Here is a 17100-nt window from a genome sequence, read left to right on the forward strand (position 1 = left end):
CTTTTGTCGGGCCGGCCATCCGGGCAAAAGTGACTCGCCCGGGAGGGCGAAACCAAAAACATCAACAAAAACGCGGCTATTCGGAACAGGCCCCCGAACAAGCACACAAACTTGCCAGTCCGGTGCCAATACTGATTTCCCCGAGATCCCGCGAAGAACCATTAAAAACGACCAGGCCCCGCAATCGCGGGGCCTGGTCGTTGCGGCTGGAGGTAGCGCAGATCAGGCGCTCTGCGCCAGATCCATCAGCTCGCGGTTGGCCACGGCGTACATGGCGTAATCGCTGCCGGTAGCAGCACGCAGCTCGGTGAGCATGGCCTTCCAGCGATCCACCAGACGCTGGTGCTGCTCCAGCCACAGGGCCAGACGCGCTTCCAGTTCCTGCGGGCCGTCGGCCATCTGCAAGACCGACACGGTGACGGCACGCTGCTGCCAGTCCAGGTCATCGCGGAAGGCCTCGCGGGCCAGCGCCTGCCAGTTGCTCTCCACCGCCAGGTTGGTGATCTGCTGCAGATACCAGGACAGATCCAGCGCACTGCCAACGGCGAAGTAGGCCGCAGCCACTTCGCTGGCGTCCTTGCCGGTGACGTCCGCCGCCTCGATGATCGGCAGCAGGGTGTAGAGGTGGCTGGTGCCGGCGACCACACGGGCCAGTTCTTCCGGAGCGCCGGCTTCGACATAGCTCTGGTAGCGCGCCAACCATTGCTCGCGGGCCGGCCCTTCGAGCAATTCGTCCAAACGCCCTACCAACGCCTCGATGCGCGGCGCAAAGTGCGCCACGTCACGCGCGGCGTCCAGGTCGTTACGCCGGCTGCGCAGGAACCAGCGGGTGGCGCGACGGCCCAGGCGCATCAGCTCGTCCATCAGTTGCAGTTGCAGCTCGGCCGGCACCTGGTAATCCAGCGCCTCGATCTGTGCCCACCAGTGCGGCAGGCGGAACAGGTCACGGACGATGACGTAGGCCCCGGCGACGTTGGCCGCGCTCACGCCAGTGGACTCCTTCAGACGCTGCACGAAGGTGATGCCCATGTGGTTGACCAGATCGTTGGCGATCTGCGTGCTGACGATCTCGCGCTTGAGGCGGTGACGGCGCATGGCATCGCCGAACTTCTCGGTGAGGATGGCCGGGAAGGCGGTTTCCATCTCGCGCGCCAGGTAGTCGTCATCCGGCACCTGGGACTTGAGCAAGGATTCCTTGAGGTCGATCTTGCTGTAGGAGATCAACACCGAGAGTTCCGGGCGGGTCAGGCCGCAGCCATTGGTGACACGCTCGTTCAGCGCCTCGTCGGAAGGCAGGAACTCCAGGGCACGATCCAGCTTGCCGGCGCTCTCCAGGGCATTCATCAGGCGCTTGTACTCGCCGATGCGCTCGCGCGCGCGGCGCTCGGCCAGCGACAGCGCCTGGGTCTGCTTGTAGTTGTTGGCCAGCACCAGCTCGGAGACATCATCGGTCATCTGCGCCAGCAGCTTGTTGCGCTGTTTCTCGGTCATGTCGCCGGAGGAGAGAATCTCGCCGAGCAGGATCTTGATGTTCACTTCGTGGTCGGAGCAGTCCACACCACCGGCATTGTCGATGAAGTCGGTGTTGCTGGCGCCGCCATGCAGGCCGAACTCGACGCGAGCGAGCTGGGTCATGCCCAGGTTGCCGCCCTCGCCCACCACCTTGGCACGCAGCTCGCGGCCGTCCACGCGCAGGGCATCGTTGGCCTTGTCGCCGACGTCGCCGTGGCTCTCCTGGCTGGACTTGACGTAGGTGCCGATGCCGCCGTTCCACAGCAGGTCGACCGGCGCCTTGAGCAGCGCATTGAGCAGCTCGGTGGGCGCCAGCCTGTCGGCGGCGATGTCGAAGCGCGCCTTCATCTGCGGGCTGATGGCGATGCTCTTGGCGCTGCGCAGGAAGATGCCGCCACCCTCGGAGATCAGCTTGCTGTCGTAGTCGGCCCAGCTCGAACGCGGCAGCTCGAACAGACGCTTGCGCTCGGCGAAGCTCTTTTCCGCGTCCGGGTTGGGGTCGATGAAGATGTGCAGGTGGTTGAAGGCAGCCACCAGTTGCAGCTTGTCCGACAGCAGCATGCCGTTGCCGAACACGTCACCGGCCATGTCACCGATGCCGATGACGGTGACGTTGTCCTTCTGCACGTCGATGCCGCGCTCGCGGAAGTGCCGCTGCACGCTGACCCAGCCGCCCTTGGCGGTGATGCCCATGCCCTTGTGGTCGTAACCGGCGGAGCCGCCCGAGGCGAAGGCGTCGCCGAGCCAGAAGCCGTATTCGGCGGCGATGCCGTTGGCGATGTCGGAGAAGGTCGCGGTGCCCTTGTCCGCCGCGACCACCAGGTAGGGGTCGTCGGCATCGTGGCGCACCACGCCCAGCGGCGGCACCACCTCGCCATCCTTGAGGTTGTCGGTGATGTCCAGCAGGCCGCTGATGAAGATGCGGTAGCAGGCGATGCCCTCGGCCATCACCTCGTCACGCGAACCACCCGCCGGCATCTTGCGCGGCACGAAGCCGCCCTTGGCGCCCATCGGCACGATCACCGCGTTCTTCACCTGTTGCGCCTTGACCAGGCCGAGCACCTCGGTGCGGAAGTCCTCTTCGCGATCCGACCAGCGCAGGCCACCCCGGGCGACATCGCCGAAGCGCAGGTGCACGCCCTCGACACGCGGGCTGTAAACGAAGATCTCGAACTTCGGCACCGGCCGGGGAATGTCCGGGATCAGCCGTGGGCTGAGCTTGAAGCTGAAATAGCTCTTGCCCTGGCCGCTCTCGCCCGGCTGGTAGAAGTTGGTACGCAGGGTCGCCTTGATCAGATCCAGATAGCGCCGCAGGATGCGATCCTCGTTGAGCACGGCAACGTCGTCCAGGGCCGCGAGAATGGCCTGTTCGAGCTTCTGCTGCTTGTCTTCCAGGTCTTCGCCGCTGAGCTTGCGCGCCAGGTAGAAACGGGTACGGAACAGGCGCACCAGCTCCTTGGCGATATCGGCGTGGTTGATCAGGGTGGCGGCGATGTAGCTCAGCGAGAAGCCCAGGCGAATCTGCTTGAGGTAGCGTGCATAGGCGCGCAGCAGGGCCACGTCGCGCCAGGGCATGGCGGCGGTCAGCACCAGGCGGTTGAAGGCGTCGTTCTCGGCCTCACCCCTGACGATGTGGATGAAGGCATCCTGCAGGGTGTCGTTGAGCTGCTGGATATCGACATCCAGCCCTTCGGCATAGGTGAAGGCGAAGTCGTGGATCCAGAACTCGCGACCATCGGCGCTGCGCAGCTTGTAGGGGAATTCGCCGAGCACGCGCAGACCGAGGTTTTCCAGGATCGGCAGCACGTCGGACAACGGCAGCGGCGTGTCGCCGTGATACAGCTTGCAGTGCAGTTGCTGCTCGTTCTGCGCCAGCGGCTGGTAGAAGCTCATCACCAGCGGCTTTTCCGCGCTCAGGCTGAGCAGGTGCTGCATGTCCACCACCGCCGAATGGGCGGCGAAGCGTTCGCGGTAGCCGGCCGGGAAGCCTTCCGGGAACTCGGCCAGCACGTTGGTGCCCTGGGCCTCGCCGAGGCTTTCCACCATCAGGCTGACATAGTCGTCCTTCCACGAGCGGCAGGCCTGGATGACTTCCTTCTCCAGGCGCAGCGGGTCGATCTGCACCTTGTTCTTGGGGTCGACACGGAGGATGAACTGCACCCGCGCCAGCACCGATTCGGAGAAGAAGGTCCAGAACTCGCAGTCGGTGGCCTGCAGGCGCTCCATCAGCACCTGCTGGATTTTCATCCGGGTTTCCGTGGAATACACGTCACGCGGCACGTAGGCCAGGCAGTAGCAGAAGCGGCCATAAGGGTCGCGGCGCAGGAACACGCGGATCTTGTTGCGCTCCTGGATCTGCACGATGGCGATGGCGGTGCTGAGCAGGTCGTCCACCGGCGTCTGGAACAGATCATCGCGCGGCAGCACTTCCAGCACCTGCGCCAGTTCCTTGCCCAGGTGCGCGCTGCTCTCGAAGCCGGAATGCTGCTTGATCACCGCCACCTTGCGGCGGATGTAGGGAATGTTCCACACGCTCTCGGCATACACCGCCGAGGTGTACAGGCCCATGAAGCGGCATTCCTTGACCACCTTGCCCTTGGCATCCAGCTCACGGATGGAGACGAAATCCGGGTAGGCTGGGCGATGCACGCGGCTGGGCACAGCGGCCTTGGCGAAGGACAGCAGTTGCGGCTCGCGCAGGTAGGCCACCGCCTCCGGCTCGATCTGCAGCTCTTCGGCGCTCAGCCCCGGGCGCAGGCGCTTGGACAGCCCCAGCAGGGACTTTTCGTCATACTGCAGTTGGCCGCCCTCGGCGTTGTCGACCACGGTGAACTCCTCGTAGCCGAGGAAGGTGAAATGGTTGTCCAGCAGCCAGCCGAGGAACACCTTGATCTCGTCCAGCTCGCTCTTGTCCACCTTGAGCTTGGCACGGTCGAGCCAAGTCAGCAGCTCGCGGGCCTTGTCCTTCATCGGCTGGAAATCGGTGACCGCCAGGCGCACGTCGCCGAACACCTCGTCGATGGCTTTCTCCAGCGTCTTGAGTTCGCTGGCGCTGGAGCAGCGGTCGATTTCCAGGAACATCAGCGCTTCCTGCAGCACGCCGTCGCCCTGGGTGCCCTTGGGCAGGATTTCCTTGAGGTCGCCGTTCTTGTCACGGCGTACGCTGAATACGCTGTTCTGCAGGGTGTGGATGCTGTAGCCGCGACGGTTGAGCTCCATGCGCACCGAATCGACCAAGAAGGGAATGTCGCCGTGGAGGATCTCCACAGCCGTATGGGTCGATTGCCAGCCATGCTTCTCGTAGTCCGGGTTGAACACCCGCACCTGCGGCCTGGCCTGGTCGAAGCGCTCGAGCAGACGCCAGGCCGACAGGGTGCAGCCGACCAGGTCGGACAGGCGCCGCTGGGTCAACTCGTCGAGGGCAACGATGCTGAAGAACTGTTCGGCGAAGAGGGAAACCTGTGATAACGCCTGCTCACTCACGTGCTGCGCCAGGGCCGCTTGCAGTTGCTGCTGGAAGTCGGCTTTGCTGGCCGCCGTAAAGAACGCCATGGTTTTGCTCCATTGGGCTGGTGGTTCGACAGAAGGACACCTGGAAAACGTCGATCTTTTACAGGTGTCTCTGGTAGAGGCAGTCGCGAGACTTGATCGCGCCATCCATCCGTTAGTTCAACGTTAGCCCATGAAGGACACCTCTAAAAACTACCTACGTTGCCATCACTGCGTTAAAAACAAGCTCAAAATGCTCATTTACAACTCGTAAACTCCGCTTTTTCGCTTGTTTTTGCCTTGTGCTGGCTGTCTCGCCTACGTTTTTAGAGGTGCCCTGAAGCGACGATGACACGGGCTGAAGCCGGACGATCATGACGGAAACTGGCGACCGATCGGTCACGCTTGGCGGGCCAGCTTAACGAGGCTTGCCCCTCCAAGGCTTGCGGCGCTGCGACATTTTCTTTCAAGGCTGCACCGTTACGGTGCAAGTTCTGTTCGGGCGTTGCCCATTCATTGCCAACCTTCGCTCGTCACTGCAGTCGGATGCCGGCGGCTTGTCGCCATCGCCGTGATGCCCGACATAGCGACTGAAGCAGCAAATGGATTAAAGTCGACGACCTGCCCGTGCCGGGCAACCGCACTCGCCTACCGCCATTAAGAGTCCGCCGATGGAACACCGTGAAGCGCTGGTCGCGTTACGCCAATTTCTCTCCACCCAGATTCTCGGCCAGGACCGCCTGATCGACCGCCTGCTGGTGGCCCTGCTCGCCGACGGCCACCTGCTGGTGGAGGGCGCGCCCGGCCTGGCCAAGACCAAGGCGATCAAGGAGCTGGCCGAAGGCATCGAGGGCGAGTTCCACCGCATCCAGTTCACCCCCGACCTGCTCCCGGCGGATATCACCGGCACCGAAATCTACCGCCCGGAAACCGGCAGCTTCGTGTTCCAGCAGGGGCCGATCTTCCATAATCTGGTGCTGGCCGACGAGATCAACCGCGCCCCGGCCAAGGTGCAGTCGGCGTTGCTCGAAGCCATGGCCGAGCGCCAGGTGTCGGTGGGCCGCTCCACCTATGATCTGTCGCCCCTGTTCCTGGTCATGGCCACGCAGAACCCCATCGAGCAGGAAGGCACTTACCCACTGCCCGAGGCGCAGCTCGACCGTTTCCTGATGCACGTGAAGATCGGCTTTCCCGATGCCGCCGTGGAGCGCAAGATCCTCGCCCAGGCCCGTGGTGATGCCCTCAACGGCGAAGCCAAGCCCGAGCACCGGGTCAGCCAGCAGGCAATCTTCGCCGCACGCAAGGAAATCCTCGGCCTGTACATGGCCGACGCCGTGGAGGAATACCTGGTGCAACTGGTGATGGCCAGCCGCACCCCGGCCAAGTTCGACGCCGAGCTGGCCGAGTGGATCGCCTACGGCGCCAGCCCGCGTGGCTCCATCTCCCTCGACCGCTGCGCGCGTGCCCATGCCTGGCTGGCCGGGCGCGACTTCGTCAGCCCCGAGGACATCCAGGCGGTGCTGTTCGACGTGCTGCGCCACCGCATCATCCTCTCCTTCGAGGCCGAGGCCTCAGGGGTCGACCAGGATCGCGTGATCCAGCGCATCCTCGACGTGGTCGCGGTGGCATAGATGCAGCCGCAAGCTGCAAGCCATGAGCTGCAAGCCAGCATTCAGCCCCGCCTGGCCCGGATGCGATCCGGGAGGGTTCGAGCGCTATCCCCGGATTGCATCCGGGCTACGGGCTGCACGCATGTCTCCCCTCTCCCGCTTGCGGGAAAGGGGCCGGGGGAGAGGGCATCGAAACGTCCAACCCTCTCCCCAACCCTCTCCCATGAATGGGAGAGGGAGCACGGCAGGGCAGTCTGAGGCCGCCATGCACCTACACCCCCCCCCCGGCATCCATATCGCCCTCGGCGAGTTGATCGACATGCGCCACCAGGTGCATGAGGTGCCGTTATTCTCCACCCCGGCACGGCGCAGCCCGCTGGTGGGCCTGCACCATTCGCGCCTGCGCGGGCGCGGCGTGGATTTCGACCAGGTGCGCGTGTATCAACCTGGCGACGACGTGCGCACCATCGACTGGCGCGTCACCGCGCGCACCCAGGAGCCGCACACCAAGCTGTTCCACGAGGAGCGCGAGCGGCCCATCTTCATCATCGCCGAGCAGAGCCAGCGTTTGTTCTTCGGCAGCGAACAGTGTTTCAAGTCCGTCCTCGCCGCCCGTGCCGCCGCCCTGATCGGCTGGGCCGCGCTGGAACACAATGATCGCATCGGCGGCCTGGTGTTCGCCGACCAGGAGCACCACGAGGTCAAACCTCGGCGCAGCAAGCAGAGCCTGCTGCAACTGCTCAACCTGCTGGCCCGCGCCAACCAGGCGCTGACTGCCGAGGTCGCCGCGGCCAGCACGCGCGATACCCTCGGCCTGGCCCTGCGCCGCGCCCGCGAGGTGCTGCGCCCCGGCAGCCTGGTGATCGTGCTGTGCGACGAGCGCGCTCTGAACGACAACGCCGAACAACAACTGACCCTGCTCGCCCGGCATACCGACCTCTTGCTGTTGCCGCTGTCCGATCCACTCGACCATGCCCTGCCAGCCGCCGGTCTGCTGCGCTTCACCCAGGGCGGCGCCCTGCTCGAGCTCGACAGCCACAACGACGCCCTGCGCCAGGCCTACCGCAGCCAGGGGCAGGCCCGTGAAGCGCGCTGGCAACGCCTGGCCCAGAAACTCGGTGTGCCCTTGCTGCCACTGAGCACCCAGTTCGAGCTGGTGACGCAGTTGCAGGAGCAACTCAGCGCCCTGCACCCGAGGAAGACCCCATGAATCCCCTCGATCAGTTGCAGCCGCTGATCGACCCACCGCCGGTACCCTGGTGGCCGCCGGCGCCTGGCTGGTGGCTGCTGGCCGCCCTGCTGCCGCTGCTGCTCTGGGGCCTCTGGCGGCTGTTGCGCCGCTGGCGCCGCCGGCCCCGCCAGGTGGCCGCCGAGCAGCCGCTCGATGCCTTGCGCCAGGCTGCCCTGGATGAGCTGGCCACCTTGCGCAAACCCTATGACGGCGCGCCGGCAGGCCCCTGGCTGCAACAGCTCAATGCCCTGCTCAAGCGCCTGTGCCGCGAGCGCTACCCGGACAGCGCCAGCCATACCCTGAGCAGCCGTGCCTGGCTGGCCTTCCTCGACAACCGCTGCCCGGCGGCCGGGCTGACGCGCTGGATGATCCTGGTCGAGGGCGCCTACAAGCCGCAGTGCAGCCTCAGCGACAAGGCCATCGAGGAACTCGAGCAGGCCATCGCCACCTGGATTCGCAAGCATGTTTGAGTTCGCCTGGTGGTGGGTCTTCGCCTTCGCGCCGTTGCCCTGGCTGCTGCGCCTGCTGCTGCCGCCCGCCGACAGCGGCGACGCGGCGCTGCGCGTCGGCTTTCTCGACGAGTTGCAGGCGCTCAGCGGTCGCCGCGCCCGTGCTGCCCTGCCCGGTTGGCGCCAGCAGGTGCCGCTGGCGTGCATCTGGCTGTTGCTGCTGTGCGCGGCGGCACGCCCGCAATGGGTCGGCGAGCCCCTGCCGCTGCCGGCCACCGGCCGTGACCTGCTGCTAGCGGTGGATGTCTCCGGCTCCATGGACTATGCCGACATGCAGTGGGACGGCGAGCCGGTCAGCCGCCTGGAGCTGGTCAAGCGCCTGCTCGGCGACTTCATCGAAGGCCGCCGGGGTGACCGTGTCGGCCTGATCCTGTTCGGCAGCCAGGCCTACCTGCAGGCGCCGCTGACCTTCGACCGTCACACCGTGCGCACCTGGCTGGACGAAGCGCTGATCGGCATTGCCGGCAAGAACACCGCCATCGGCGATGCCATCGGCCTGGCCGTCAAGCGCCTGCGCCAGCGCCCAGCCGAGAGCCGCGTGCTGGTACTGATCACCGACGGCGCCAGCAACGGCGGCACACTGGAGCCAATGACCGCGGCACGCCTGGCTGCCGAGGAAGGCGTGCGCATCTATACCATCGGCATCGGCGCCGATCCGCAGCAAAGCGATGTGCTGGGGTTGTTCGGCTTCAGCAGCGGGCTGGATCTGGATGAACCGACCCTGCGCGGTATCGCCGACACCACCGGCGGCGAATACTTCCGCGCCCGCGACCAGGCCGAGCTGCAGCAGATCGAAGCGACCCTGGATCGTCTCGAACCGGTCAGCCAGCAGCCCATCCTCGCCCGCCCGGCCCAGGCCCTGTACGCCTGGCCGCTGAGCCTGGCCCTGCTCGGCAGCCTGCTGCTGGCCGGCCACACGCTCTGGCCGCAGTGGCCGCAACGCCTGCGGAGGCAAGGATGAGCCTGCTCTGGCCCGACTGGTTGCGGCCCTGGTGGCTGCTGGCACTGCCCCTGCTGGCCTGGCTGCTGTGGCGCCTGTGGCACCGCGAACGGCAGAGCGGGCGCTGGCAGCAACTGCTACCACCCGCCTTCCATGCCGTACTGCTCAGTGGCAGCGGCCAGCGCAGCAACCGCCTGCCCCTGCTGGCACTGGCCCTGGCCTGGCTGCTGACCGTGCTGGCCCTGCTCGGCCCCAGTTGGCAGCAGGTGCAGCAGAGCAGCCAGAAGCCGGCCGACCCGCTGGTGGTCATACTCGAACTCACCCCGCGCATGCTCGCCGGTGACACGCCGCCGACGCGCCTGGAACAGGCCCGGCGCAAGCTGCTCGACCTGCTCGAAGCGCGTCGCGATGCGCAGACCGCCATCGTCGTCTACGCCGGCAGCGCCCACAGCCTGGTGCCGCTGTCCGACGACCTGGCCACCAGCCGCAACCTGCTGGAGGCGCTCAAACCCTCATTGATGCCCGAGGCCGGACAACGTGCCGACCTCGCCGTGCAACGCGCCCTGCAACTGCTGGAGCAAGCGCAACTGGGCCAGGGCCGCCTGCTACTGATCACCAGCAGCCTGGACGAACAGGAGCGCAGCGGCATCGCCCAGGCCCTGGCACGCCGCGCCACACCCTTGCTGATCCTCGGCGTTGGCACCCGCGAAGGTGCGCCGGTGACGCAGGAGGACGGCAGCTTCCTCAAGGATCGCGACGGCGGCATCGTCATTCCGCGCCTGGATGCTCAGGGCCTGCGCCAGTTCGCCGAAGCACAGGGCGGGCGCTACGCACAGATTCGCCTGGACGACGGCGACCTCAAGCGCCTCGGCCTGCTCGACGCCCCCGTGGTGATGCGCGATGCCGGTGAACCCACCCAGCTCGACGCGCGCATCGATCAGGGCTACTGGCTGCTCCTGCCGCTGTTGCTGCTGGCCGCCTGCGCCGGCCGGCGCGGCTGGCTGCTGGTGCTGCCCCTGCTGCTGATACTGCCGACGCAGAACAGCTACGCCTTCGGCTTCGACGACCTCTGGCTGCGCCCGGATCAACAAGGCCAGCGCCTGCTCGAGGCGCAGCGCCCGGCCGAGGCGGCGCAACGCTTCGAGAACCCACAGTGGCAAGGCAAGGCGCTCTACGAAGCTGGTGAATATGGCGCCGCCGCCGAGCGCTTCGCCCAGGGCGACGAGGCCCGCGACCACTACAACCGCGGCAATGCCCTGGCCAAGGCCGGTGAACTGGAAGCCGCACTGGACGCCTACGAACAGGCGCTGGAACGGCAACCCGATCTGGCCGTCGCGCAGCACAACAAGGCCCTGGTGGAAGAGGCCTTGCACCAGCGTCAGGCCGAACAGAAGGACGGCGGGCAGACGCAGAAACCGCAGCAGTCACGCAACGACCAGGCGCAAGCCGGTGAGCAGGCCAATCAGAGCCAGGCCGCGCAGTCGGGTGAGTCTGCAGACAATGCAGCCAAGCCCAGCGATGACGCCAAGGCCGACGCTGACCAGCCCCAGCCCGCGCCGAACGAAGATACCCCCGACAGCGACCAGAGCGCCGAGAGCGAGGCCGATGGCCAAGCTACCCCGCAAACACCCATGAGCGATGCCGACCTGGGCACCACCCAGGAGCGCCAGCAGGCGCTGGAACAATGGCTGCGGCAGATTCCCGACGACCCGGGCGAGCTGCTGCGGCGTAAATTCTGGTACGAACAGCAACAGCGTCAGGAACGATCCCGATGAAGCGTCTCGTCAGCCTGCTTTTTCTCTTGCTCCTGGGCGGCCTGGCCCACGCCGACGCGTTCGTCGCCAGCGTCGACCGCACGCACCTGAGCGAAGGCGAGACCGTAGTGCTGACCCTGGAGTCCACCGACCCCACCCGCTTCGGTCGCCCCGACCTCAGCCCGCTGGACGCCGACTTCGAGATTCTCGGCAGCCGCCAGGTCAACCGCCTGACCACCCTCGGCGACACCCCGCGCACGGCGACACGCTGGATCCTCACGCTACAACCCAAACGCAGCGGCCAGGTCGAGATTCCGCCGATCCGCCTGGAAGACGCCGCCAGCCTGCCCATCACCCTGCAGGTCGAGCCTGCCCGGCAAAGCGGCAAGAGCGAGAAGCTGGCACCGGTGTTCATCGACGCCAGCCTCGATCAGGAAAGCGTCTATGTGCAGGCCCAGGCCGTGCTCACCCTGCGCATCTACCACTCGGTGTCGCTGTATGACGACAGCAGCCTGACGCCGCTGCAGATCGACGACGCCCGTGTCGAGCGCCTGGGCGAGCCGCGTACCTACGAGAAGGACATCGGCGGCGTACGCCATGGCGTGATCGAAGTGCGTTATGCCATCTACCCGCAGCGCAGCGGCCAGCTCATCATCCCCGGCCAGGTGTTCAGCGCCACCCTGGTCGAGCGCGGCGGTAACGATTTCAACCCCTTCGGCCCGCGCCCTGGCCGCGTGACGCGGGTCAAGTCGCCGGACATCCCCCTGCAGGTACGCCCCAAACCCGCCGCTTACCCGGCCGACGTGCCCTGGCTACCGGCGCGCGCCCTGGGCCTGGCGGAAAGCTGGAACCCTCAGCCAGAGCAGGCCAAGGTGGGCGAATCCCTGACCCGCAGCCTGACCCTCAAGGTGGATGGCCTGTCCAGCGCACAGTTGCCGCCACTGCCGGCCACTCAGGTCGACGGCCTGCGCCGCTACCCGGATCAACCCCAGCTCAGCGACCAACCCAGTGACACCGGTATGCTCGGCAGCCGCGAGGATCGCGAAGCCCTGGTGCCGAGCCGCAGCGGCAGCTTCGAGCTACCGCCACTGCAAGTGGTGTGGTGGAACACCAAGACCGACAGCCTGGAGCGCACCACCCTGCCAGCGCGCACCCTGCAGGTAGCGGAGAACCCGGCGCTGCAGGTGGACGAGCCGGTCACGCCGATTCCCAGCGAAGTGCAGCGCATGGAAGGTGCCCCGTTGTGGCCCTGGCAACTGGCCTGCGCCCTGCTCGCCCTGACCACCCTGCTCGGCTTCGGCTTGTGGTGGCACGCGCGTCGCCAGCCAGCGATCCTGCGGGCGGCGCAGAGCGGCCCGAGCCCGCGCACCCTGCTCGACGACCTCAAGCGCGCCTGCCTGATGGGCGATGCCCAGGCCACCCGCCACGCCCTCGACGCCTGGGCGCGCCAACAGCCGGAAACCCTGGCGGACATGGCCGCGCGCGACGTGCCGCTGTCCGACGCCCTCGATAGCTTGAATGCTGCGCTGTACAGCGAAACCGGCCAGCAATGGCAAGGTGAGGAATTGTGGAAAGCCATCCGCAGCCTGCCCGCCGCCCAGGAGCCAAGCAGCGCAGCGCCGGAAACCAGCGCCCTGCCGCCCCTGTATCCACGCTAACGGCAAGCCTCACGGCCGACCGCCGCACCAAGACAAGGCGCAAGCCTGCTCTGCGCCCTGAAAAGGCGCAGCCAGCGCCTTATTCTCCTTCCTCCAGCCCATGTCGTCCGTTCAATCCGGCGGCATTCATGTGCTCAATAAAAATTAATTTTGTACACAAAATGCAAACAAAACATGTTCATGCACAGCATTTATGTGTACAAATTCCCTCATAAAAATCCTTTCAGTTAGTCGACCGCCTGTATACAGCAATCTTTTCAGCCGGAAGCGACAAAACGGAACGGAACCTGCAGACAAACCTCCTAAGGGCACCTCTAAAAACATAGGCGAGGCAGGCAGCGCAAGGCAAAAACAGGCGAAGAAAGCACTGGGCCCGCACTCGGGTTTACGTGTTGTAAATGAGCATTCTGAGCCTGTTTTTAACGCAGCGATGGCAACGCAGGTAGTTTTTTGAGGTGGCCTAAACGTCCTTGGGCACAACAATAATCAGGGAGCTGCCATGTCCACCGCCGAAGAGTTCCGCATCAAGCACATCGACCCGACGTTGCACAATGAGGATCTCGCCCCGCTCGCCCCGGAAAAACGCACCTGGGGCTGGTTCGAGATCTTCAACGTCTGGTCCAACGACATTCAGAGCCTGTTCGGCTACACCCTGGCCGCCACCCTGTTCATCTCCTACGGGCTCAATGGCTGGGCGGTGCTGGCCGGCATCGTGCTCGCCGGCTTCATCGTCATGGGCCTGGTGCAGCTCACCGGCAAACCCAGCGTCAAGTACGGCATCCCCTTCCCGGTGTTCGCCCGTGCCAGCATGGGCGTGCGCGGCGCCAACTTCCCCGCGCTGATCCGTGGCATCGTCGCCATCTTCTGGTATGGCGTGCAGACCTACTTCGCCTCCACCGCAGTGGCGCTGCTGCTCAACTCGCTGCTGCAGCCGCAAGACCCGGCCCTCTACCTGGGCCTGACCGCCATCGGCTGGCTGTCCTACGTGATCGTCTGCCTGTTCCAGGTTGGCCTGTTCGTCTGCGGCATGAGCTGGATCACCCGCTTCCTCAACTGGGCCGGGCCGCTGGTCTATGTGGTGATGATCGCCCTGATGCTGCTGATCTGGTACAAGGCCGGGCCGAGCCTGCTCAGCGAACTGGGCAACATCTTCAGCGGCACGGGCGAATACAAGGCCGGCCCGGTAGCCGCCTTCTTCGCCGTGGTCGGCACCATGGTCGCCTACTTCGCCGCGGTGGTGATCAACTACGGTGACTTCGCCCGCTTCGTCAGAAGCGAAAAGCAGATGACCCTGGGCAATTTCCTCGGCCTGCCGGTAAGCCTGGCGTTCTTCTCGCTGATCGCCCTGGTGATCACCGCCGGCACCGTGGTGGTGTTCGGCGAGACGCTGACCAACCCCACCGACATCGTCGCGCGGGTGGACAACCTGGCGCTGACCATCATCGCCGCGCTGACCTTCTTCGCCGCCACCGTGGGCATCAACCTGGTGGCCAACTTCATCCCGCCGGCCTATGACCTGGCCAACCTGGCACCGGCGCATATCAGCGCACGTACCGGCGGCTTCATCACCGCCGCCATCGCCTTCTTCATCGGCGCGCTGTGGGTGGCCTTCATCAGCCATGTCGGCATCGCCGCCTTCGTCGACACCCTGGGCGCAGTGCTGGCCCCGCTGTACGGCATCATCGTCGCCGACTACTACCTGGTGCGGCGGCGCAAGCTCGACCTGCAACAGCTATTCAGCGCCGAAGCCGGCAGCGCCTACCACTTCGATGGCGGCTGGAACCGCAAGGCACTGATCGCCTTCGTCGTCGCCTCGCTGTTCTCCGTCTCCACCGTCTGGCTGCCGGCACTGGCGCAGCTCTCGGGCTATGCCTGGCTGCTCGGCGCCCTGCTCGGTGCCCTGCTGCACTACGGCCTGATGCACGGCCAGGCACGCGCCCTGAAAAACGCCGACGCCCCGGTCTGAAACCGGCGCCGCACGCCCACTCACCGAAACGAGAGCCCTCATGAAGATTCGCGTCATCAACCCCAACACCACTGCCAGCATGACCGAGAAGATCGGCGAGGCGGCCAGCCGTATCGCCGCACCGGGCACGCAGATCGTGGCGAGCAACCCGGTCAGCGGCCCGGTCTCGATAGAAAGCCATTTCGATGAGGCCATCAGTGCCGTCGGTGTGCTCGAGGAGGTGCGCAAGGGCGAGCGCGAGGGTACGGGTGCCTACATCCTCGCCTGTTTCGGTGACCCCGGCCTGCTCGCCGCGCGCGAGCTGACCCGTGCTCCGGTGATCGGCATTGCCGAGGCGGCCTTCCACATGGCCACCCTGATCAGCACCCGCTTCTCTATCGTCACCACCCTGGGCCGCACCGGCATCATCGCCGAGCACCTGCTGCAGAACTATGGCTTCGCCCATCATTGTCGGCGCGTTCGCGCCGCCGAGATTCCGGTGCTGGATCTGGAAGACAGCGGTGACAGCGCGCTGCAGCGGATCATCGACGAATGCCTGCGGGCCAAGGCCGAGGACAACATCGGCGCCATCGTGCTCGGTTGCGGCGGCATGGCCGACCTGACCGCGCAGATCAGCGATGCCGTCGGCCTGCCGGTGGTCGAGGGGGTGACAGCGGCGGTGAAACTGGCCGAATCGCTGGTCAGCCTGGGTCTGGGCACCAGCAAGCATGGCGACCTGGACTTCCCCCGACCCAAGGCCTTCAGCGGCCAGTTCGACTACCTCTCGGGCGGTTGATGACAGACACGCGCCTCGGCTCATCGAGGCGCATGGCCCCTGCCGAGTTAGCAGGCCGTTGGAAAACGTAGGCGACGACTGCATGGATGCAGGAGGTAGAGCGACGCAGGAAGCCAAAGCCGAGGTAATTTTTCAACAGCCTGATAGGGCACGACAAGACAACTACAAGAAAAACCGTTCTGATCCCTCCTGAGAGGCTCCTGCAATGAACAGTGAAAACGTCGTCTCGCAAGCACTCGATTACCCTGAGCAAGCAACCGCCAGCAAGGCCGCGGGGGCGGAGTCCCTGGCTCCGCAGCAGACCCGCATCATGGGCCGGGTGTCTTACCTGCTGGCCTGGTTTGGCGGCTGTGTGTCCATCGGTACCTTCGCCATGGGCTCGAGCATCGTCGGTACCCTCAACCTGTTGCAGGCGACCCTGGCCATCGCCATCGGCTGCTTCATCATCGGTATCGCCCTGGCCATCAATGGCGCCGCCGGCTACAAGTACGGCATCCCCTTCATGGTGCAGGCACGCAGCGCCTTCGGCTTCGCCGGCACGCGCTTCCCCGGGCTGGTACGGGCGGTGCCGGCCATCGTCTGGTACGGCTTCCAGAGCTGGATCGGCGCCGCGGCGATCAACACCGTGTCGGCCTCCATGTTCGGCTTCGACAACCTGGTGTTCTACTTCATCGTCTTCCAGTTGCTGCAGATCGGTCTGTCGATCTTCGGCTTCCAGGGCATCAAGTGGCTGGAGAACGTCGGCAGCGTGTTCATCCTGTTCTCCCTGGTGTACATGTTCTACAGCGTGATCAACCGCTACGGCGAGCAGATCATGAGCAATCTGGTGAACATCGAAGGCACCTGGGGCCTGCCGTTCTGGGGCGCCACCATGCTCTTTCTGGGCATCTACAGCACCATGATGCTCAACGTCAGCGACTACTCCCGCGAGCTCAAGCAAGGCAGCGGCCCAGGCCTGCTGACCACCCTCTACGCCATGTCGATCCTGCCGTGCACCCTGTTCATGGGCCTGATCGGCCTGATGGTGTCCGGCGCCACCGGGGTCAACGACCCGATCCAGGTGTTCGCCAACGCGGTGGACAACACGCCCCTGCTGATCATCACCCTGCTGTTCATCGCCTTCGCCCAGGTGACCACCAACGTGCTGAACAACGTGGTGCCACCGACCTACATCCTGATGGACGTGTTCAAGCTGCCGTTTCGCAGCGCCACCATCATCGTCGGCCTGCTCGCCTTCGCCACCTTCCCCTGGGAGCTGGTCAAGGACGAATCCTCGGCGGGCCTGCAAATCTTCGTGCAGACCTACTCGGCGTTTCTCGGCCCGATCTTCGCGGTGATGGTGGTGGACTACTTCATCCTGCGCCGCCGGCAACTGGACATCGCCAAGCTGTACGACGAGAACGGCCCCTATCGCGGGGTGAACTACGCGGCCATCGCCGCCTCGCTGCTCGGCGCCGGTGTCGCCCTGAGCCTGCCGGCGGTGTCCTGGTACGCCAGCCTGCTCCCCGCCGGGCTGAGCTACTACCTGATGATGCAGTACCTGCCCGCCTGCGCTCGCTTCCGTAGCTGAAGCAGGCCTGCGCCAGGTCTGGCGACCCGGCGCCTTAGGCTCTGTACGAAAAGTCGTCGAGCGAAGGTCAGGCAAGGCGAAATCGC

Annotated in this window: 10 protein-coding genes; 9 read left to right on the forward strand and 1 reads right to left on the reverse strand. The window is 65.5% G+C overall.

The features are described 5' to 3' along the window. Positions 1-222 precede the first annotated feature (222 nt). The gene (locus ACSVIK_RS19020; RefSeq protein WP_442445791.1) at positions 223-5064 is read right to left on the reverse strand and encodes an NAD-glutamate dehydrogenase; all 4842 of its coding nucleotides are present in this window, start codon (positions 5062-5064) and stop codon (positions 223-225) included. Between the two features lie 608 nt (positions 5065-5672). Here ACSVIK_RS19020 and ACSVIK_RS19025 point away from each other — a divergent pair. The 9 genes from ACSVIK_RS19025 to ACSVIK_RS19065 all read left to right on the forward strand — a co-directional run bounded on the left by ACSVIK_RS19025 (position 5673) and on the right by ACSVIK_RS19065 (position 17014). Further along, positions 5673-6632, forward strand: a complete 960-nt coding sequence (locus ACSVIK_RS19025) for an AAA family ATPase (protein ID WP_442445792.1) — start codon at positions 5673-5675, stop codon at positions 6630-6632. Between the two features lie 244 nt (positions 6633-6876). After that, positions 6877-7821 carry a DUF58 domain-containing protein gene (locus tag ACSVIK_RS19030; protein ID WP_442445793.1) on the forward strand — a complete coding sequence of 315 codons (945 nt, stop codon included), beginning with the start codon at positions 6877-6879 and terminating at the stop codon, positions 7819-7821. Further along, positions 7818-8312 (forward strand): DUF4381 domain-containing protein, encoded by a 495-nt coding sequence (locus ACSVIK_RS19035; protein ID WP_442445794.1) that lies wholly within the window; start codon positions 7818-7820, stop codon positions 8310-8312. Before ACSVIK_RS19030 ends, ACSVIK_RS19035 begins: the two co-directional genes overlap by 4 nt. Beyond that, a complete protein-coding gene (locus ACSVIK_RS19040) occupies positions 8305-9312 on the forward strand; it encodes a vWA domain-containing protein (RefSeq protein WP_442445795.1) in 1008 nt (335 codons plus the stop codon). Before ACSVIK_RS19035 ends, ACSVIK_RS19040 begins: the two co-directional genes overlap by 8 nt. Further along, positions 9309-11066: a VWA domain-containing protein gene (locus tag ACSVIK_RS19045; RefSeq protein ID WP_442445796.1), complete on the forward strand. Its 1758-nt coding sequence runs from the start codon at positions 9309-9311 to the stop codon at positions 11064-11066. The genes ACSVIK_RS19040 and ACSVIK_RS19045 overlap by 4 nt, the downstream gene beginning before the upstream one ends. Further along, positions 11063-12703 carry a BatD family protein gene (locus ACSVIK_RS19050; RefSeq protein WP_442445797.1) on the forward strand — a complete coding sequence of 547 codons (1641 nt, stop codon included), beginning with the start codon at positions 11063-11065 and terminating at the stop codon, positions 12701-12703. Before ACSVIK_RS19045 ends, ACSVIK_RS19050 begins: the two co-directional genes overlap by 4 nt. A gap of 499 nt (positions 12704-13202) precedes the next feature. Beyond that, the gene (locus ACSVIK_RS19055) at positions 13203-14669 is read left to right on the forward strand and encodes an NCS1 family nucleobase:cation symporter-1 (RefSeq protein WP_442445798.1); all 1467 of its coding nucleotides are present in this window, start codon (positions 13203-13205) and stop codon (positions 14667-14669) included. Positions 14670-14709: 40 nt separating this feature from the next. Beyond that, positions 14710-15444: an aspartate/glutamate racemase family protein gene (locus ACSVIK_RS19060; protein WP_442445799.1), complete on the forward strand. Its 735-nt coding sequence runs from the start codon at positions 14710-14712 to the stop codon at positions 15442-15444. 205 nt (positions 15445-15649) lie between these two features. Further along, positions 15650-17014 carry an NCS1 family transporter gene (locus tag ACSVIK_RS19065; protein WP_442445800.1) on the forward strand — a complete coding sequence of 455 codons (1365 nt, stop codon included), beginning with the start codon at positions 15650-15652 and terminating at the stop codon, positions 17012-17014. The last annotated feature ends 86 nt before the right edge of the window (positions 17015-17100 follow it).

Source organism: Pseudomonas sp. NCHU5216, assembly GCF_052156495.1.
Taxonomy (GTDB): Bacteria; Pseudomonadota; Gammaproteobacteria; order Pseudomonadales; family Pseudomonadaceae; genus Aquipseudomonas.